This window comes from Thalassoroseus sp. (genome assembly GCF_984380535.1).
In genome coordinates, this window is record NZ_CFHRBF010000004.1 from 169,108 (window position 1) to 189,198 (window position 20,091).

Annotated in this window: 16 protein-coding genes; 12 read left to right on the forward strand and 4 right to left on the reverse strand. The window is 53.5% G+C overall.

Annotated elements, in window-relative coordinates:
* Positions 1 to 2 precede the first annotated feature (2 nt).
* The 4 genes from AC5DDB_RS06840 (at position 3) to AC5DDB_RS06855 (ending at position 5,157) form a co-directional block, all read left to right on the forward strand.
* On the forward strand, positions 3 to 2,489 hold the full coding sequence (locus tag AC5DDB_RS06840; RefSeq protein WP_491738948.1) for a methyl-accepting chemotaxis protein: 2,487 nt from the start codon (positions 3 to 5) through the stop codon (positions 2,487 to 2,489).
* Between the two features lie 73 nt (positions 2,490 to 2,562).
* Positions 2,563 to 2,931: a response regulator gene (locus AC5DDB_RS06845; protein WP_491738949.1), complete on the forward strand. Its 369-nt coding sequence runs from the start codon at positions 2,563 to 2,565 to the stop codon at positions 2,929 to 2,931.
* A 328-nt stretch (positions 2,932 to 3,259) separates the two neighbouring features.
* A complete protein-coding gene (locus tag AC5DDB_RS06850) occupies positions 3,260 to 4,090 on the forward strand; it encodes a CheR family methyltransferase (protein ID WP_491738950.1) in 831 nt (276 codons plus the stop codon).
* Positions 4,091 to 4,827: 737 nt separating this feature from the next.
* Positions 4,828 to 5,157: a chemotaxis protein CheX gene (locus AC5DDB_RS06855; RefSeq protein WP_491738951.1), complete on the forward strand. Its 330-nt coding sequence runs from the start codon at positions 4,828 to 4,830 to the stop codon at positions 5,155 to 5,157.
* A gap of 438 nt (positions 5,158 to 5,595) precedes the next feature.
* Here AC5DDB_RS06855 and AC5DDB_RS06860 read toward each other — a convergent pair whose 3' ends face one another.
* Complete coding sequence (locus AC5DDB_RS06860; protein ID WP_491738952.1) at positions 5,596 to 7,224, reverse strand: flotillin family protein; 1,629 nt, start codon at positions 7,222 to 7,224, stop codon at positions 5,596 to 5,598.
* A 183-nt stretch (positions 7,225 to 7,407) separates the two neighbouring features.
* Positions 7,408 to 8,022 carry a hypothetical protein gene (locus AC5DDB_RS06865; protein ID WP_491738953.1) on the reverse strand — a complete coding sequence of 205 codons (615 nt, stop codon included), beginning with the start codon at positions 8,020 to 8,022 and terminating at the stop codon, positions 7,408 to 7,410.
* 240 nt (positions 8,023 to 8,262) lie between these two features.
* Here AC5DDB_RS06865 and AC5DDB_RS06870 point away from each other — a divergent pair, with 240 nt between their 5' ends.
* The 3 genes from AC5DDB_RS06870 to AC5DDB_RS06880 all read left to right on the forward strand — a co-directional run bounded on the left by AC5DDB_RS06870 (position 8,263) and on the right by AC5DDB_RS06880 (position 10,677).
* Positions 8,263 to 9,402 (forward strand): DegT/DnrJ/EryC1/StrS family aminotransferase, encoded by a 1,140-nt coding sequence (locus tag AC5DDB_RS06870; RefSeq protein WP_491738954.1) that lies wholly within the window; start codon positions 8,263 to 8,265, stop codon positions 9,400 to 9,402.
* Between the two features lie 58 nt (positions 9,403 to 9,460).
* Positions 9,461 to 9,934 carry a hypothetical protein gene (locus AC5DDB_RS06875; protein ID WP_491738955.1) on the forward strand — a complete coding sequence of 158 codons (474 nt, stop codon included), beginning with the start codon at positions 9,461 to 9,463 and terminating at the stop codon, positions 9,932 to 9,934.
* 146 nt (positions 9,935 to 10,080) lie between these two features.
* Positions 10,081 to 10,677, forward strand: a complete 597-nt coding sequence (locus tag AC5DDB_RS06880) for a hypothetical protein (RefSeq protein ID WP_491738956.1) — start codon at positions 10,081 to 10,083, stop codon at positions 10,675 to 10,677.
* Here the strand turns inward: AC5DDB_RS06880 and AC5DDB_RS06885 are convergent.
* Positions 10,660 to 10,974 (reverse strand): hypothetical protein, encoded by a 315-nt coding sequence (locus AC5DDB_RS06885; RefSeq protein ID WP_491738957.1) that lies wholly within the window; start codon positions 10,972 to 10,974, stop codon positions 10,660 to 10,662. The genes AC5DDB_RS06880 and AC5DDB_RS06885 overlap by 18 nt on opposite strands.
* A 42-nt stretch (positions 10,975 to 11,016) precedes the next feature.
* The gene (locus tag AC5DDB_RS06890; protein ID WP_491738958.1) at positions 11,017 to 12,033 is read right to left on the reverse strand and encodes a 3'(2'),5'-bisphosphate nucleotidase; all 1,017 of its coding nucleotides are present in this window, start codon (positions 12,031 to 12,033) and stop codon (positions 11,017 to 11,019) included.
* A 309-nt stretch (positions 12,034 to 12,342) separates the two neighbouring features.
* Between AC5DDB_RS06890 and AC5DDB_RS06895 the strand changes: the two genes are divergently transcribed.
* The 5 genes from AC5DDB_RS06895 (at position 12,343) to AC5DDB_RS06915 (ending at position 20,011) form a co-directional block, all read left to right on the forward strand.
* Positions 12,343 to 12,651, forward strand: coding sequence for a hypothetical protein (locus AC5DDB_RS06895; RefSeq protein WP_491738959.1), 309 nt, complete (start codon positions 12,343 to 12,345; stop codon positions 12,649 to 12,651).
* A 165-nt stretch (positions 12,652 to 12,816) separates the two neighbouring features.
* The gene (locus tag AC5DDB_RS06900; protein ID WP_491738960.1) at positions 12,817 to 15,786 is read left to right on the forward strand and encodes a serine/threonine-protein kinase; all 2,970 of its coding nucleotides are present in this window, start codon (positions 12,817 to 12,819) and stop codon (positions 15,784 to 15,786) included.
* A gap of 21 nt (positions 15,787 to 15,807) precedes the next feature.
* Positions 15,808 to 16,230, forward strand: a complete 423-nt coding sequence (locus tag AC5DDB_RS06905) for a hypothetical protein (protein WP_491738961.1) — start codon at positions 15,808 to 15,810, stop codon at positions 16,228 to 16,230.
* A gap of 139 nt (positions 16,231 to 16,369) precedes the next feature.
* Entirely contained in the window at positions 16,370 to 18,526 is a 2,157-nt protein-coding gene (locus AC5DDB_RS06910; RefSeq protein ID WP_491738962.1) for a PSD1 and planctomycete cytochrome C domain-containing protein, read from the forward strand.
* A 63-nt stretch (positions 18,527 to 18,589) separates the two neighbouring features.
* Positions 18,590 to 20,011 (forward strand): DUF1501 domain-containing protein, encoded by a 1,422-nt coding sequence (locus AC5DDB_RS06915; protein ID WP_491738963.1) that lies wholly within the window; start codon positions 18,590 to 18,592, stop codon positions 20,009 to 20,011.
* Positions 20,012 to 20,091: the final 80 nt, after the last annotated feature.

Sequence of the window (20,091 nt, forward strand, 5' to 3'; positions counted from 1 at the left end):
TTATGAGTTTGGCTGTCGGTCCCTTACGAGATTCCTTCGCACTTCTGCGAGGGCAACTCGACCGCGTTACAAAACTGTTCTACGAGCGGTTATTCGAACGACACCCGACGCTGATGCCGTTGTTTTCCGGTGCCGATCTTATCGAGCAACGGCAAAAACTCGCACAGGCGTTAGTCCTGATCGTGCGGTGGCTTGACCAACCGTCGGCACTCCAACGTTACCTCGGTGATCTGGGCGTGCGACACATGCGGTGGGGTGTTTCGGACGACGATTATGCCGACGTGGGCGCAGTATTGCTCGACGTCCTCGCCGATGTGGCCGGAGAACATTGGAACTCCGAACTGCAATCCGCCTGGTCCGATGCATACTCCGCGATCGCGGAGATCATGATCACAGCGGCCAACTCACAGATCGCGGTGACATCCACCGTCAACGAAGTCACTCTCGGTTCGTCGGGACATGAATTGCCCCCGACAGTCAATTCCGTCCCTCCCTCTCTCGATTGGACTGCTGAAACCATGCCTCATTCTCAAATCGATGCCCCGACGAATGCCGCGTCTGAGTTGAACTCACAATCGACTCAGGCCAATCTATTGGCAATCGCTCTGGAACAGTCACCGACACCAACAATGGTTTTCGACGCCGACGGCGACGTGATCTGTTTCAACAAGGCGAGCGAGAAGCTGTTTCAAACGCTCTCATCCGATCTCGATGTTCGCACCGACACACTTCGGCATGGTTCGTGGTCGTTGATTCGGGAATCGATCCCCGGTCTGCGTGACATCTCCAGTCATGTCGATACGCGAACGGTCATATCAAAGATCGGCAATCGTCACTTGGAGATGACAGTCGTAAACTTACACGATGCCAATGGCCGTCCCTCGGGACATACATTGAGTCTGACAGAAATCACGGAGCGAGTGAAATCCACCGAGAAGACCGCCGATCTGGAAAGCCAAATCGAAGCGATCGGTCGCACTCAGGCCGTCATTCAATTCGAACTCAGTGGCAAAATTGTCACCGCAAACGACAACTTCCTAAACGCCTTGGGTTATCAACTTAGCGAAATTCAAGGCCAACATCACCAAATCTTCGTTGATGAAGCCTATCGAACTTCGACCGAATATCGACAGTTCTGGGAACGGTTGCGTAATGGTGAAGCGTTCGTGGGTGAGTTCAAACGTATCACGAAGACCGGTAAAGAAATCTGGATCTCTGCTAGTTATAACCCGATCGTCGACGCCTCGGGGAACATCATTAAGGTTGTCAAGTTTGCGACCGACGTCACCGCACTCGTTGCCGCTCGCAAAGAAGCTAGTATCATCAAGTCGGCTATCGAACAAATGCCGATCAACGTGATGATGGCTGGCAAAGATTTGAAACTGAACTACATCAACACTGCAACCCGGAACACACTCCGCGAGTTGCAACACATGCTACCGAAACCGGTTGACGAACTAGTCGGCAACTCGATTGACATTTTCCACAAGCAACCGGAAATGCAACGACGGCTGCTTGCAGACCCTTCGAACTTGCCGCATCGTGCGAAAGTAAAGTTGGGCCCGGAAACGCTCGACCTGCTCGTATCGGGTGTTTACGGCGAAGATGGTCAATACGTTGGTCCCATGGTGACTTGGTCGGTCCTTACCAGCCAAATTCAACTTGCAGACGACTTTGAACGCGACGTCAAGGGTGTCGCCAGCAAAATCAGCCAGGCCTCAAATTCGCTGCACATGAACTTCCAGTCGATGGCTGAGACTTCCAAAGAAACGTCTCAGAAGGCGGAAGTCGCGGCTGTCGCTGGCGAACAAGCCACGAAGAACGTCGAAACAGTCGCCGCTGCTGCGGAGCAACTGAGTCAATCGATCGACGAAATCGCACGACACGTCCAAGAAGCTTCTCGCATGACCGAGCAAGCCGTCTCGGAAAGCAACCGTACGAACGACTCCATCAATGAACTCGAAGGTGCTAGCAAGCAGATTGGCGAAGTGATTAAGGTCATTACCTCGATCGCACAGCAGACAAACCTGTTGGCATTGAATGCAACAATCGAAGCCGCACGAGCTGGCGAAGCCGGCAAAGGGTTTGCAGTTGTGGCCAACGAAGTCAAAGAACTTGCCCGGCAAACTGCTAAAGCCACGGAAGAAATTAGCCACAAGATCGCTGCGATCCAAACGAGTAGTGGCGAAGCCATCGGAGCCATCACATCGATTGGGGAATCCATTCGTCGAATCAACGAAATTTCGACAACGATTGCCGGGGCAGTGGAAGAGCAAACCGCAGCCACTAGTGAAATCTCGCGAAACGTGGCTGAAGCCGCCCGTGGAACTGCAGAAGTTAGCAGCAGTATCTCTGTCGTCGCCAATGCCGCCGAAGAAAGCGGCCGCCGCGTCAGTGAGATGCAGAAGGTGGCTCAAGAAGTCAATAGTGAGTCAGTAACACTCAACCAAGTTGCAGACGACTTCCTCACCAAACTTCGCATCGACTGACAAACCCGTCTGTCGAATCACTGCCTGCGTCCTACTGCGACCACTTTTCGGATCAAGAACGATAGGAAGACTAATGGGAACAGTCTTATTAGTCGACGACGCTCGCACCGTGCGGTCAATCTGTCGACGAATCATGGAATCAATGGGCTATACCGTTCTAGAGGCGGAGAATGGCCAGATTGCACTGGACATGGTTCACAGCCATCCAGAGATCGAACTGGTACTTCTCGACTGGAACATGCCTGTCATGGACGGCCTAAGTTTTCTTAAGGCAGTTCGTGCTGAAGCATTGCCTCAGCAGCCTAAGATTGTCATGTGCACAACCGAAGCTGAGTTCACGCAAATCGCAACTGCGATTCAAGCGGGGGCCGATGAGTACGTGATGAAGCCATTCACCGAAGATGTGATCCGCGAAAAAGTTGAGGCGGTATTCGCGTTCTAACAATGATAAGGCACCTTGTTTCAACTTCTGTCACAAGGTGCCTTATTTTTCTCGTTCTGTGCTCGACGATAAGAACGAGGATCGAACAATAATCGGTTCGAGGGTCAAAAGCCATCGATCCCTATTTTTCTTCTTTGTAACAATCGCTTGTACTCCATCGGCACTAGTTTCCGGCAACTATTCGCACCGGCAATTCTCGCTGTCGACTCGTTGTGCTCAACTGTAATTGCAGGAAACCGCCAACCAGCGACCTCGATGACTATCTCGCAGTTCTTAGACGCATCCAGCATAGCGACTGTTCTGCGGATGAAAGGTTTCAGGCTTACCCATGAATCCAAGCGATTTTGAGTTTCTTTCCCGTTGGCTCCGAGAACGGTCGGGACTGGTTTTGACTCCGGGGAAGGAATATCTTGTCGACTCACGCCTGCTACCGCTTGCACAGAGTGAAGGGTTGGCTGACATTGCCGCGTTGGTTCGGGAGTTGCGTCGTTCATCAACGACGCCCTTAGCAACTGCGGTAGTCGAGGCGATGACAACGAATGAGTCACTATTCTTTCGGGACAAGAAACCATTCGAAGATCTTAAGGATGTGATTGTCCCCGAACTTATCGAAGCCCGCGCTACGAAGCGAAATTTACGAATCTGGTGTGCCGCCTGCTCGACCGGGCAGGAGCCTTATTCCGTATTGATGTTGCTTGGTGAAAACTTCCCACAACTGCAAAGTTGGCATGTTGAAGTCGTCGCCACGGATCTCGACTCGAAAGCGATCGAGCGAGCCAAAAGAGGGCTTTATTCTCAGATGGAAGTTCAGCGGGGCTTACCGATTCAATACTTGCTGAAGTACTTCCGACAAGTCGAGAAGAGCTGGCAAATCAAAGACGAACTTCGTCACCGCGTCACATGGAAGCAGTGGAATCTACTAGACTCGTTTGCCGGACTCGGACAGTTCGACCTGATTCTTTGCCGCAATGTCTTGATCTACTTCGACGAATCTCTCAAGAAAGACATCTTCCAGAAACTAGCACAAAGTTTGAGGGGAGATGGTCCTCTAATCTTAGGAGCTGCTGAGACTGTATTCGGCCTGTCATCACAGTTCAACAGAGACTCTCGCTGCAAGTCCTCTGTCTATCGACAGCAGCATCAAAGTAATGCCTTATAGATTTCATCACCACGGGCTTCTTGCACGACACTATAGTTCGCTGCAAGATTCCCGAAAGGTTGTCCAAACGCCCGCCTCACAGCCTGCCAACTCCCTCGCCTCGCTCACCGACAGAGTCCTAACCACAACGGGAATCAGACCGTACGCGGTCCGTAGTTTCCACAGCAGACGTAATGCCGCTGTTGTTTTCCTACGTCCGGGAAACAGAACCCGCAATGATCAGAACGGAGCAACTCGATTGTACGAAGCTAGGTTCACGAGTTTTTCTTAATCGCGTCGTCAACATCCGTACAATTCGGACGTCATACTTCACAAATCTCTATTTCTTCTTGATTCGGAGGTGAACTATCAGTCCACGGGGCTAATGCCGATACAACCTTATACCACCGAGACATATATCGGGCATTTGATGCCTTCGTATGTCGTTGGTAACAGAGAGTAAATCTACACGAACTTCATTAACCACTTTTGGCAATACCTGACAGCAGTTTCTCATAAGACGCTCCACATAGTAATGTGCCACCATTTGGCTTTGCGGTCATTGTAAGTTCACTTATACCGGGCAACTGCCAATGCCTCTGATGAGATTCGATACTCAGTTAACAACGGAAGCGGCTAACCCCTTCATCGTCGCTACCAAAGACACGTTCAAGACGATGCTAAGGTGCACTCCTACCCGCAGGACTTTATCGTTCAAAGCCGACGAATCTGGACGCCCGCCGCACGAAGTCAGTGCTATGATCAACATCACAGGATCGGCGAACGGACTCGTGCTTCTCAGTATGCCTGCGCGAACGTCGTTTAATCTCTTGAATCGCATGTTGCAGATCAATGTCGAGTCGATGACTGATGAAGTGATCGACGCCGTCGGTGAGATCGCAAATATCATCTCGGGAGCCGCGAAGGTGCAGATGGAGCAGATGAACCTGACGATCGACCTTCCCAACGTTGTAGTTGGACGAAATCGTGTGATTCGCTATCCAGGCCAGGTCACGCCACTCGCAGCTGGATTTCACTGTGAAATCGGAGAGTTCGCTTTAGAGTTTGGATTCCAGAGAAACGACTAATTAGCTCTCCCGAGACCTGCGTTATCTACAGGCAACAACCTCAGAGATGGGGCCAGCGTGGAATGAAAGTCTTAGTAGTCGATGATTCGTATGTCATGTGTCGAATGCAGGGTTAGTACTTCGACGAACTTGGTATTACGGATGTCGTCGAGACTGCCGATGTTTCAGGTTCAATGGTTACTACAGAAGTAACTCGGGGAAGTGTTGTCGCAGCGATTGTGTCAGGAGTTACCGATCATCTAGTCAAACCGATTCAGAAGCATGGATTAGCAGCTAAGGTTTATCGCTGGTGCTTTCAGTCCGACCGCTCGCAGGTCATCTAGGTTTCGACATTTTCAGTTCAGACAATCTGCTTGACTTCAAAGAGAAAGCCACTCAGTCGTAAAGATAAGACAAGTGGCTTGTGCTGTTTCAGCTTTGCAAGCTAGGACTAAACGTTTAAGCCGTTTCTGTTTTCGCGGCCTTTGAGTCTTGCCCGTTCTTTTTATTCGTGGCAACTCGATCTTCGTCGGCTTCTGCAAACTTGGCGAGATACTCCGGCATTTCGACTCCGCCGATATCTTTCATCACTTGCATCATCGGTGGCAATGTTCGCGACATGCTTTGCAAGAAGTTGCTAGTCATGTTGCCACCATTGGGGTTTGCACCATTTCCGCCATTGTCCCAGACGATGATCTTATCGAACTTGATGTTCGAGATTGCCTCGGCACTTTTTGCGGCCAATGTATCTAAGTGTTCGAGCATCATCAGCTGGAAGGCCTGTTGAGAGCCGCCACACGCAGCGACGATTTCTTTCAGACCGGCCCCCTTCTTGGCAAGTTTTTCGTACTCACCACGGGCTTCGGCGTCGAGTCGCGCGAAGATGGCAGCTGCTTCGGCTTCAGCTTCGAGTTTGCGTTTCTCGGCTGCCGCTTCCGCCTCGACAATTGTTTTGGCTTTCATGGCTTTCGCGGGGGCTTCCAATTCAGCACGTCGTTCCGCTTCGATGCGATCGGCTTCCGCCAGGGCGGCTTTGGCCATCGCGCGGTGCTGGGCCTCTTCGACGGCAGCAGCGGCTTCGCGTTTGCGGGTTTCACCAATCTCATAGGCTTCAGCCTGACGAACATTTAACGTTGCATTCGCATCGGCAATCTTCGCTTTTGATTGCGTTTCCCCTTCGATCGCAGCGGCCTCAGCCTCAGCAACCGCAATTCGTTGCTCACGTTTGGCATCGGCAACGGCGGTGTCGCGTTCGAAGTCGGCTCGTTGTTCGGCGACTTCCTGTTCCTTGTTCAACTCGGCCACTCGAACAGCTTGGGCACGAGTCGCTTCTCGAATCCCAATTTCCCGCGTCTTGTTCGCATCGGCAACCTGCACCGACTTATCTCGGTCTGCGGCGGCAACGCGGATTTCACCGAGCTTTTCCTGCTCGGCAACATCGGCACGCGCGTTTTGCACGGCTTCCGCGGCTGCCCGTTGACCAATCGCTTCGATGTACCCCGATTCATCGGTGATATCGGTGATATTGACGTTAATCAGAACCAAGCCAATCTTTTCCAGTTCCGGCTCTAAGTTCTGATGAATGTTGGACAGAAACGCATCGCGATCGCGGTTGATGTCTTCAATCCGCATCGAGGCAATCACTTGTCGAAGCTGACCAAAGATAATGTCCTCAGCCTGTTTCTTGATATCGATCGTCTTCAGTCCAAGCAAACGAACTGCCGCGTTCTGCATCACTTCAGGATCAGTCCCGATAGCCACCGTGAACACGCTCGGCACATTGACGCGGATATTCTCATGGGAAAGTGCATCTTTCAGCGGCACTTCAATTTGAATCGGCTCTAGCGAGAGGTAATCATAATCCTGAATGATCGGCAAAATAAATGCCCCACCGCCGTGCACCGTCTTCGAGCTTTTCCCCGCACCGACACTCCCATAAATCACAAGGATCGCGTTACTCGGACAACGACGATAACGCTTGGCCAGAAAGAGAAACAAACTCGCTAGAATCACAAAACCAACGAACACAAAGCCCCAAGTCGAGGCCAGCAAATCAAGCAGTTCGACGGCAAATAGGGGTGTAGACATAAGACGGCTTTCCGAATGGAGAAGTGAAGTGGATGCTTCGAAGTTCAGATTCGAACTCAGTATTGTTGGTCGATTGAACAACTTGCAGGGGTTGCAATCGCAGCTGCTCGACGTTTGAACTCAAGAAGGAGACAACGGTTGAGTCAGCAAGGAATGCTTAATTTTTCAGTCGATCGTGAATGATCACGCACCACGTCGTGAGACTTCGATTAGTTTGTCGTCGAGGACGTTTGTGACAATGACCGCAGTGCCAGTCGGCAATTCTTCCTCAGGAGTCACCGCTTGGAATTCGACAGTTCGCTCACCGACAAGGACGGTCACACGCCCCTGTCCACTGGCTTCCCCGGGGATCTTGACATACACCCGACCGGGCATGCCCATCGTTTGTTCGATATGAATCGTGCCATCGGTTGCCAAGCCGTAGAAGGTGTTCATCAACCAACCGACGAGAAATAACACCGCGATCCCGGCAGCGGTTGCCATCGAAAACGCGAGAGTGGGGTCATATTCCCGAGAAGCCGCGATCCCTGTCAGACCAAAGATCGCGACAGAAGCGACAATGGCCCGCAAGCTCAGAAAGCTTGCAAACCGAATTCCATCATGATCACCATCCGGCACATCGGCGGCATGGTCTCCGAGGCCATCGTGGTCGACTCCGATATCATCAATGCCATCGCTGCCAAGGCCGCCAACCTCAAGCCCTTCGTGGTCGTGACCGATTCCTAAGAGAGAGAGTAGGAATTGACCGAACAGCATTGTGCCGGCCACAATGGCACACCAACGATAGAACATTTCCATCAGGAACCTCGGCTCGTTTCCAACGATATTCACCAAGTTGAAGAGATAGTATTCAACTGTGGGAATGGTCACTTAAAATGAGTCGACTGTCAAAAAATTTTCGATTGGATGAATTGAGATTGTCGCGAAGAGTTTCCTGGCGACGTTTTTACCAACGTAGTTTTCAAACAATCGGATCTCGGAATTCGAAAAAGATTCAAGTTTCCGAATTCCTTCTGACACAGGAGTCGATTGACGGACATGCCCGACCTTCCGGCGATTTTAGGGGGCGTGCCGATTCGTCCTCAGGGACCACCCACTTGGCCACTTCGTCGGTCGGCCATCCGCGATGGATTGCTCTCGGCGTGGGATAACGGAAGTTGGGGGCGTTATCACGGTCCACACACCGAACAACTGACCGAGTACTTAGCCGAACGACATCAGTGCGAGCACATCATTCTCTGTAGCAGCGGGACTGTGGCGGTGGAGTTGGCTTATCGTGGCGTGTCAGTTCAGACTGGCGATAAGATTTTGCTAGCCGGTTATGACTTCAAAGCAAATTTCCAGAACGCACTGATCCTGGACGCCTGCCCGCTGCTGGTCGATATCCGTCCTGACGACTGGCAGTTGGACATCGAGCAACTCGAGAAGGCCTCACCGCATGCAGGGGTGGTGCTGGCGTCGCACTTGCACGGCGGTGTCGTCGATATGCCCAGACTCAAAACATGGGCAGGGCAGCATGATGTTCGTATCATCGAGGACGCCTGCCAGATGCCGGGAGCCAAGTTGTTCGGACGTCCCGCGGGAACCTGGGGCGATGTCGGCGTTCTCAGTTTCGGCGGCAGTAAAACACTTTCGGCAGGTCGCGGAGGAGCGGTGCTGACGAACGATGCCGCCATTGCCCAGCGAATCCGACTCTACATGCAACGCGGAAACAATGCGTATCCGCTTTCCGAGTTACAGGCGGCGGTGTTGCTGCCACAATGGGTTGAACTCGATTCGAACCGTCAACGACGGACCGCTAGCGTCGAGAAACTTTGCAAGTGGGGCGAATCGTTGGCCGGTCTTCGTCCATTCAAAGCGCCGGCGGATTGCGAACCAGATTACTACAAACTTGGGTTTCAGTACGATTCGGCAGCGTTCGCCGGACTGTCACGAGATCGGTTTGCAGCAGCGATGCGAGCGGAGGGAATCGCCTTAGACGCTGGTTTTCGAAGTCTCCATTGCATTCATAGTCGTCGTCGGTTTCGAACGCTCGACGACCTTCCACACGCCGATCGTGCCGACCGCGATGTTTTGGTTTTGCATCACCCGGTGTTGCTTGAAGACGACGCCGCGTTGCGAGAAATCATCACCGCAGCCGAACGAATCCGCGAATTTGCAGGTCAAATCGTCGAATGACGAATCGGCATTCCGTTTGCGTTGACTCCTGGTGTTCACATCATTGGGAGAGACCGACATGCAAGCGGCAGGTTTAGGTGGCGTTGGTGCAATCAGCATGGGCGGAGCAGCGGGAATGACCGTTGCGGCCGGCGGCTCGACGTCTTCCGCGGGAACACAACCCGCCACAGCGACCTCGCAATCGAACGCTGCATCGCAACCGAATGAGGCATCTCAACCGAATGAGGCATCTCAACCCTCTCGCCCGCCCGAGACAATCGCCGAACTACACGACCGCATTGATCCAGGTCGTCTGCAAGAACTGATGGAACACCTGGAAGGTTTCTCGTCAGCCGAGTTAATTATCGCCTTGATGTTGATGTCCCAGTCGAAACAGGAGGATCAGAAATCAGGCGGTTCCGAGTTGCTTGCCGGCCTAATGATGTCGCAGGCGTTTCTCGGGCAAGGCTCGTCATTCTCACAAGACTGGAACTCCCATTCGCAGATTTCTTCGGTCGGCCAAGTCGGCGGTCAGTTGGACGTCAGTGCGTGATCAGTTGGCTGCAACGATGGCATAAACTTCCGAAGTGCTCACAATACGATTGCCAGAACAGTTGACTTGGCTTCGTAGCGGTTTCGGTCCTTTAGGGTCCGGTAAGCCGTGAGACGGCCTGGTAATCGTCTTTGTGGGATCTTGAGATGGATAAACCGATTTGGGTTTGGAAACTCGGCGGGAGTTTGTTGGACTTAGCCGATTTTCCTCGTCGATTGGAAACCGCCCTGGACTTGTATCCGCACCGACCGCTATTGATCATCGGCGGCGGGGGGCTAGCGGATGAAGTACGACGTTGGGACCAACGGTTCGAAATCGGTGAAGCGAAATCGCACGACCTGGCACTTCACGCCATGGCCCTCAATGAGCAGTTGATCTCAGTGGTCTGGCCACGCTCGACCTTAGTGGCCGATCGCACGTTGGCTCAAGAGGCCTGGCGGATCGGTCGAGTGCCGGTGCTGCAGACAAGCGTCTTCCTCAAAGCCGAGGAATCTCGCCATCAGACCGAGTCTTCTTCAATCGCTGCGTTGCCGCATACCTGGGATGCAACAAGTGATACCATCGCAGCGTGGATCACTTTGCGATGGCCAGCTGAGGGGTTGTTATTGTTGAAATCGATCGATCGCCCCACCGGCGAACTCGGTGACGCCGTCGACCCGATGTTCTCTCGCTTCTCTGAACAAATCGACGCGTTTGAATGGCTCAATCTGCGAACCGTCGAACCATCACCGCGTCGACTCTAAGCGGATATGTTGCACATTGTGTTTGAGTAACCACTCGAGGAAAATTTCCTGATCTTCGGTGATCTCGAGTTCGGTGCGGTTCTCGCTATCAAGAATGGAAACTACATGTAGCACGCCTTCATCGAAGGCTTGCTCCGCGTCTTCTCGCCGAACCCAGTACTCACCCGATGCTAGTTTTTCAGGGGCATCCGCCATACCGGCCGGTGTGGCGAAGTGAATAACGTCCGTCCGAAAGCGATCCGGCAACTTAAGCGGCGGCGTTTCCGGTCGGTCAACCGAGTAAACCATGACGGACATAACAGGTCATTTCCAATGGGGCGGGGTGTTGGACCTATCGAATCACTCAGATTCGGCACGGGTTTGCTGGATTGCAGCGATCACTTGATCATGATGTCGACCAGTTGTCACGACAACTCCCTGATTCTCTACCAGTTCGATGCCATGGGTAAAGTCGAGTGGTTGGCCATTGATATCGGTGACAGTTCCCCCCGCTTCTTGAACGACGAGCACTCCACCGGCGTGATCCCAGATTTTTTCGAGATAGCCGGGGCGAGTAGGCAGTCGAAGATAGATATCCGCCTCTCCCCGAGCCACGGCGGCATATTTCGCTTGGCTATCCATGCGAACCGGGTCGGCGACAATGCCCAACTCCTCAGCAATTCGCGCCGACCAATCGTGCTTGCTGTGGCCACTTTCGACAGACTCACAAAACCGCGATTGTTCCATGTCCGGTGTTTCCCGAACTCGGACCGGCTGCGGAGATTGTTCCCCGTCGGCCAGTTGATACATGGCTCCACGCCCACTGACTGCCGAAAAAATGACGCCCGCTTGCCCATCCGCTGAGAGATTCGGGCATCCCAACACCGCCACCGTCGGCAGTCCTTCCACAATCAACGCCAACGAAACAGCGTACTGTTCGCCACGTAGGAACCCTTTGGTCCCGTCGATTGGGTCCAACGTCCAGAACCGGTTGCAATACGATTGCGCGTTTCCTTGATCGATCCAGCGACAGATGTCGTCCGTGGTTCCGTTGATCCCAACTCGTTGTAACTCGTGTTCAATCTGCGTGAGGAACGCCTTTTGCTCTGTTTGCCGGAGTGAGGTGGAATCCTCTTCTGCAACGATTGGATCACCAGGGAACGCCAAACTCAATGAACGACAGATCACTGCCTGACTGGCATAGTCGGCGATTGTCACGGGGCTTTTGTCCCGCTTTTCCAAGGCTTCCGGGGTCACCTGACTCTGAACAAATTGGCAGACCGACATCGCTTGACGCACCGCATCGATCCCAACAGCCAACTCAGCTTCATAAATGTCGAATCCACGAACCTCAGAGCGGTCAAAATTTTCAGTCATGTATCTGTCTACTTTGGACGATTCGAATTCCACAGCCCACAATTGATCAAACCAAACCTGAATTTCCAAGGTCTGGTCCGAAAAATCTTGTTTTCCGCTCGGATTTTCATAGTTCGTTCAAAACGCTTTCCTAATACGTGACAATACTCATATGGAAGAACGTCCCATCTTCGAACTTCTCTTCCATACACTCGACATTTGAAACGGATGTCACATTCGTGTCCTTCAGTCAAAGAAGGCGTCCGTCTCCAGTTTCTGACTTTCCATATCTGGATTTCTGTTCTTAATCCTCAATCATGAGGGGCTGCGATGTCGAACTATCGTCTTGAAAGCATGACACTTCGGGAAAAATACAAGGCTGCCGATGTCATAGTGCGCGAGCTCATCGAACATGTCGAACTCGGTTTTGTGCCAAAAGTTCGGCAGTTGGAACGTTTGGTGGAACCTCAGGAGTCTTCCGGCGTCTACCGTTTACCTGATAACCCGGCTACCGATCGCACGATCCGGGACGAAGTCGGTGTTGTTTTGGAAAGTGAACTGTTCACTGACGATGTTTTTGAACAACTTCGAGCCTTATTAGAATCCATTGATTCCGACGTCGCACAAATTTTGAAATAACTTTTTTTGTGACTGACTTCGGGATCTGCCGAGGTTTCTATCGAGAATTTCCTGTAAGAAGCCGGCCGGTGTAGGGGTTTTTCTTTGACCCCAAGGAAGTTAGCGCGATAATATGTTTGCATTGTGGAACGGACTCCTCAACCATTCTCAGGCTCGAGAAACTCGATGAGCCAACACGGAACGCACGAACACTCCTCCCAAGTTACACAACCTCCGGAGTCATCTCCCGACGAGGAACGCTCTCCGTTTGCATTCCCATTGCTTCCCGGCGCGTCTCGCCATACGGAGACCGTTGTCAATCTGGAAGGACGGGGCGAGCAATCATCCGATAAACCAGCCAGCACATCGACGAACCGGAACGACCCTGACTTGTGGAACCGTTTGTTCCCGGTTTTGAATTCGGATGGATCATCGATCACCGAAGCTGCCCCGACGAGCCCTGAAGGCGTCGAACTTGGGCATTTTGTGATCAATGAGCGGATCGGAATTGGCGGAATGGGAGCCGTCTTCCGGGCATTGGACACGCGTCTGCAACGAATTGTGGCCCTTAAAGTTCTTGGGCCGAGTCAATCGCGTGATGAATCCGCGGTCCGTCGGTTTCAAAACGAGGCCCGTTCCGCGGCCCGTCTCGACCATGATAACATTGCGCGTGTTCACTACTTCGGTGAAGACAAAGGTCTTCACTTTATCGCGTTCGAGTATATTCATGGCTTGAATCTTCGCGATCTGATCTCGCAACGCGGTCCCTTGCATCCCGCAGAGGCCATCAACTACACGTTGCAAATCGCAACCGCGCTGAAGCACACTTGCGAAGCGGGTGTCGTTCACCGCGACATCAAACCCTCGAACATTATCATCACGTCCAATGGTCGGGCCAAACTCGTGGATTTGGGTTTGGCGCGGAAAGAAGCAGCCGATTCATTGGGCGACATCACACTCGCTGGCACGACGCTGGGAACGTTCGACTACATTTCACCCGAACAGGCTCAGGATCCTCGCCGAGTCGACATCCGTAGCGACATCTATTCGCTTGGCTGCACCCTATTCCACCTTCTGACGGGTTCGCCGCCGTATCCCGAGGGTACGGTACTCCAGAAATTGCTCGACCATCAGGGTAAGGAACCGCCGGACCCGGCGACTCGCAATCGGCTCGTGCCGGCGGAATTGTCGGCGATCGTCAAGAAAATGATGGCGACCAAGCCGAAGAACCGCTACGGGACCCCGGATGAATTGTTGGTGGATCTCGGTCGCTTGGCGCAGGCCTTCGGACTGCAAGCCGTCGACCCGGAAAGTTACATCTGGACGATTCCGGAAGTGAAACCGGAACGTTTTTGGGAACGTCATTTTGGCTGGATCGCGACGGTCGGATTGCTGTTTGCGATCGTGATCGGAATCGAGCGATTCCCGAAATGGTCAGCCTCCGTTTCCGCACCATCGGACCGAGTTGTAACGGCTCCAAATCGAGTCAACTCGGGCACACAGACGAATCCTGATGTTCCGCCGAAGCCCTTCGCAGATCGTTCCGAAGGAGATGATCCCATCTTCAATGATGCGCCGGTCGCGTCATCGAATTTGAACGAAAGCACAGCCCCTACGCGTTCTATCGGAACGGAGAGTGAGAGAGCGAGTTCCAATACTCAACCGCTAGTTACGGCTTCCACCGATCCACCACTTCCGTTGTTGGATCCCGATGCCGTTTCTTCGTCTGCGTTGCCGTTTCCAGGGATCGAGCCGATCTTCAAACCCTCGACGACTGATACGCTCTCTCCGTTGCGACCAAGCGAAACTCTGGTCTCGCCGACCAAGCCGACCGAACAAACACCGGCAGACTCCGTTGCCATGACTTCGACGAAAACGGGGACAACTGTCACACCAACTTCGAAAGAACTCGACACATCGAAGACGACACGTTCGCCGGTGAAAACAACCCCCGTCGAACAACTTCGGCCATACACAATCTTACACGCCGATGGTTCGCCATCGGAAACCAAACCGACCTTGGAAGCTGCCTGTGCCGCTGCCAATGACGGCGACATCATCGAAGTCCGCACCTCGGGAACCTTGCCGGAACGAATCCGTAAGCCCATTCTCATCAAGGGAAAGAAACTGGCTATTCGAGCGGCTGAAGACTCTCGCCCCTGGTTGGAGTATGTCGCAGACGTGGACGATGGTTCGGCTCAACAAACTCGATTGATGGAGTTGGTGGACGCGTCGATCGACTTAATCAATTTAGATATCCGGTTCGACACCGCGACGCAATTCGGAGCGGAGACCGATTGGGCCGTTATCTCCCTGCAGGGAAGTGGCCAGGTCCGGTTAGACCGCGTTTCGATCACTGTCGAAAATTTGGGCAACGTTGATTGCTCGGCCATCGAACTACTTGAGGCATCGGTCCGATCACCCGTCGACATGGGAATGAAACGGACCAGTGCCGAACCTCGCCCCGAGTTCAGTATCGAAGTCGTCAACAGTCTCATCCGTGGCGGTTGTGATTTTATCACATCGCACCATACCAGTCCCGGTCGAATTAATCTCGAGCGATCTGCGATCGTTGTCGAAGGGGCGGCCTTTGCGTCGACGGGGAATCTCGAGTTGCTCGACGAATCCGCACGAGTCGAGTTGCGGATGGTTCACGTCACAGCCGTCACCGATTCGCTCATCCGTCTTGATGCCGGTTCGACCCCGCGTGACCTACTTCCCATCGATGTCTCCACCGCCCGAGACAACATCTTCGCCACGAATACCAGTAACCCCTTGGTAGCGATTCATGGCGCTGTAAGTGCCGATCGGTACGAACAGTTGCTGCAATTCAACGGTCAGCGCAATTTCTATTATGGCTACGAGATGTTTTGGTCCGGCGACGCAGCGGAATTCATCTCTCGCGATTTCGAGATGTGGAAACGCACCTGGACGCAGTCGTCGAGGCAGGAAGTCGGTGCACAGAACGGTGGATTTGATTGGAGCGGCATGTGGGACCGCATGGAAGCCTCTGCCGTTTCTCCCGCTGATCTGATGCTGGACGACGAAGCCCTCGGCAACAACCCGGCCATCTCGGGCGCTACCGATGGCACGAACGTCGGTGCTCCCTTGCAAGCAATTCCCACGCCACCAAGTCTGCCGGCCGGTTTTCAGTAGGCCGGTGCGAGCGATTCGATCATGCTGAGATGGATTTATATCGTCGTCACGCTGACTTACGGATCGTCGCTGTACGCTCTTTCGTGGGCACCAAGTGTTATTCCCTGGGATTTGACGGTTCCCGCCTTCTTGGTCTCGGTCGTCATGACGATCCCAGGTTGTCTCGCGTTCGGCCGATTCGAAATATGGTACGACGGTCCCGGGCCAACGCCTCCTGACATCCAGCAAAACAACTCGGATTTATCCTTCGCGTGTCGCTGGTGGCCGGGAATCTATTATGCGACGTTGGTCCTGATTGCAGTCAATTGGTTGGGGTTCTTTCTTGGTCTCTCGACGCATCCTTTCTATGCGTTTTCCGGTGGCATCGTCACATTCGTCGGCTGCTGGTTTCTGTTCGTGCATCGCACCGCATTGGAATTGTTTGCGTCAAACCCGCCACAATAACTCCCGAAAAGTGGAACCACCTCAAGTCCGCAACCGATCAATTTCCTATCCAAAACAGTTCCCCACGCATCAACGACTTGATATACTTTGAGATGCGAATGCTTGCTCCCGCCTTTCCACCAGCCCAAATCATTCCGCCATGTTGGACTTCTCCATACTGCGCCAGTTCGCTTGGGTCAGCCTGTTTTTCGGGTTAGTAGTTTCGACTTCCCTCGCTGATGAAGCCGGACTGGAATTCTTCGAACGAAAAATTCGGCCGGTTCTGGTTGAAAAGTGTTACGAATGCCACTCGGCGAAAGCGGCAACGAATGGCGAACTCAAAGGGAACCTGCTGCTCGACACTCGCGAAGCACTGCTCACCGGTGGTGATTCCGGGCCGGCGATTGTGCCGAACAAACCCGATGAAAGCCCGCTGATCGACGCACTCGCCTACACGACCTACGAAATGCCACCCAGTGGACCATTGGGTGAAAAGGTCGTCGCGGACTTTCGCAAGTGGATCGAAATGGGCGCTCCCGATCCGCGGTCGGGGGGCGAGAGTATTCCAATTGCCAAGACGGAAATCGATTTCGAATCCGCCCGAGAGTTTTGGTCCTTTCAACCACCGCAGCGTCACCCAGAGCCGGAAACTCGACAACACGACTGGATCACACGTCCGATCGATGCGTTTGTCCTCAAGCGAATCGAAGATGCTGGTCTGTCACCAAGTGAACCCGCTGACCGGCATACTTGGTTGCGGCGGGTCACGTTCGATCTGACAGGGCTTCCGCCGACTCCACACGAGGTGGAACAGTTTCAAGCGGACAACTCTGCGGATGCAAAATCGCGTGTCGTGGAACGACTGTTGGCCTCGCCGCAATACGGCGAACACTGGGCGAAAATGTGGTTGGATTTGATGCGGTACGCCGAAGATCAAGCCCACATTGTCGGGAACAATCGCTCGCTATGTTATCCGAACGCGTATCTGTATCGGGATTGGGTGATCGACGCGTTGAACAAAGATGTCCCGTACGATCAATTCATCAAACTGCAACTGGCCGCCGATTTGATCGAACCCAAAGACGACCGCAATCATGTCGCACTTGGGTTTATCGGGCTCGGTCCGAAGTACTATCGGCGGAACTCGCTCGAAGTGATGGCTGACGAATGGGAAGACCGTGTGGACGTCGTGAGTCGCGGATTACTTGGGCTGACGGTGGCCTGCGCGCGGTGTCATGATCACAAATACGACCCAATCGAAACCGAAGACTATTACGCACTCGCGGGGGTATTCGCTAGCACGCGGATGTTCAACCGCCCAATGGATGACTCGAAAAAAGCGGAGAAGGGTGGCGAAACGAAGAACCCGGAAGACGCGATGCACATCATTGCGGACACAAAGCCGCAAGATCTCAATGTCTTCATTCGGGGCGACGTCAAGAAGAAAGGCCCAACCGTTCCACGACGATTCCTACAGATTCTCGATGACGAAGCCAAAGCATTTGAATCCCACAGCGGACGATTGGAACTCGCGAACGCAATCGTCGATCCGCAAAATCCGTTGACGGCACGGGTGATCGTGAATCGGGTATGGGCACGACATTTCGGTCAGCCAATTGTCGATACGCCCAGTAACTTTGGAAAACTTGGCTCTGAACCAACGCATCCGGAATTGTTGGACGATCTCGCGACACGGTTTATCGAACACGGTTGGTCTTTGAAATGGCTCCATCGTGAAATCACGATGTCGGCGACTTACGGTCAATCGAGTGTCGCAACCGCCGAAGCGATCGCCAGTGATCCGGCGAATCAACTGCTCTCACGTATGCCCAGGCAACGACTGAGCATCGAGCAATGGCGGGACGCAGTACTCACGATTTCCGGGGAACTTGATCCGCAAGTCGGTGGCCAATCGATCGACCCGCAAGATCCGAAATCGACTCGCCGAACCGTTTATAGTGAAATCAGCCGTCTGGAACTGAATTCCATGTTGGCATTATTCGGGCATCCCGATCCGAACACCCACAGCGAACGCCGCATTCAAACCACCACCCCGTTACAAAAACTGTTTGTATTGAACAGCCCCTTCATGGTGAAGCAAGCGGAAGCATTCGCCAGTCGATTGATCAACAGTCAGACCGATTTCGACTCGCGGCTTGAACTCGCCTATCAGTTGTGTTTCAGCCGATCGCCAAATCCAGCTGAACACGCGTTGGCTGCGAAGTTCTTGGAAAATCATGCCGACGACGAGAATAGTCGTTGGACGCAATTCGCCCAAATCCTGTTCGCCTCGAATGAACTGCAGTTCGTCGACTGACCCCGGTGATGGGTACGTGACCTCGCGATAGCATCCTTAAGAGCATCAGAAAGAAGATTCCTCATGCAGCGGACAACCACGCCCACGTTGGTCAATCGACGCACGATGCTGCAACGTGCGGGTGCCGGTTTTGGAATGTTGGGGTTGGCCGGTGCAATGAACACCGAAGGCATGTTCACATCGCCCGCACAGGCGGCTTCCGCTCCAGCACCGTTGCCGCACTTCGCACCGAAGGCGAAGCGGGTTGTCTTCCTGTTCATGAACGGTGGTCCGTCGCACGTCGACACATTCGACCCCAAACCGGCCCTCAAGAAACACGAAGGTGAGGAACCTTCGGAACGCTCGAAGGGACGCGGCGCCGGTTACATGCCATCGCCGTTCAAATTCCAGCCGCACGGAGAAAGCGGCGTGGTGATGAGCGAATTGCTGCCGAATCTCTCACGTCATGCCGACGATCTGTGCGTACTTCGTTCAATGCACACCGACGTGCCCAATCACGAACCGGGTTTGCTGCTTATGCACTCGGGGAATATCCAACCGACTCGGCCGTGTCTCGGTTCTTGGGCGTCGTACGGGTTGGGAAGTGAGAATCAGAACCTGCCGGGTTTCGTATGTCTGTGTCCGGGATTGCCAGTGGTTGGGCCACAGTTGTGGTCAAACTCATTTCTGCCAGGCAAACATCAAGGCGTGGCGGTCAACACGAACGACATGGCTGTCGACAAGCTCGTCGCGAATGTTCGCAACCCGCGTTGGGATCGTTCGCAACAACGCCAACAGCTCGACATTTTGAACCAACTCAATCGCCTGCACGCAGACGAACGCAACCAAGACGATGCGTTGGAATCGCAAATCCGGGCGATGGAACTTGCCTTCGCCATGCAACGTGAAGCGACCGACGTGTTCGACATCAGTGGCGAACCGAAACACGTGCAGGAAGCCTACGGCAGTACGCCGTTCGGGCGATCGTGTTTGCTCGCGCGTCGCTTACTCGAAGCCGACGTTCGTTTCGTGCAGGTCTACTACGTCACAAAGTCCGGCAAGCAACCTTGGGACACGCATTCCAACAACGACGACGGACATCGCCGCCTGTGTGCTGACAGCGACAAAGCCACCGCTGCGCTTCTGGGTGATCTCAAAGCACGCGGACTGCTCGACGACACACTCGTCATTTGGGGCGGGGAATTCGGTCGCACGCCATACGCTCAGCAAGATAAAAAGAAGAAGAACAAGCCCGGACGCGATCACCACAACACCGGGTTCTCGATGTTCCTCGCTGGCGGCGGCACGCGGGGCGGAATGATGTATGGCTCGACAGATGATTTTGGAATGCACGCCGTCGAAAACCGCGTCCATGTCCACGACCTGCACGCCACGATTTTGCACCTAATGGGCCTCGACCACGAACGCCTCACCTACCGCTACTCCGGCCGCGATTTCCGCCTCACCGACGTCCACGGCCGAGTCGTGCACGACATCATCGCGTAAAGCCAACCAGCGACAATCCGGCTATTGGCTGGTATGCCAATCCGAAAAAATGTACCCTTGTTGAGTGGTCTAATCACACG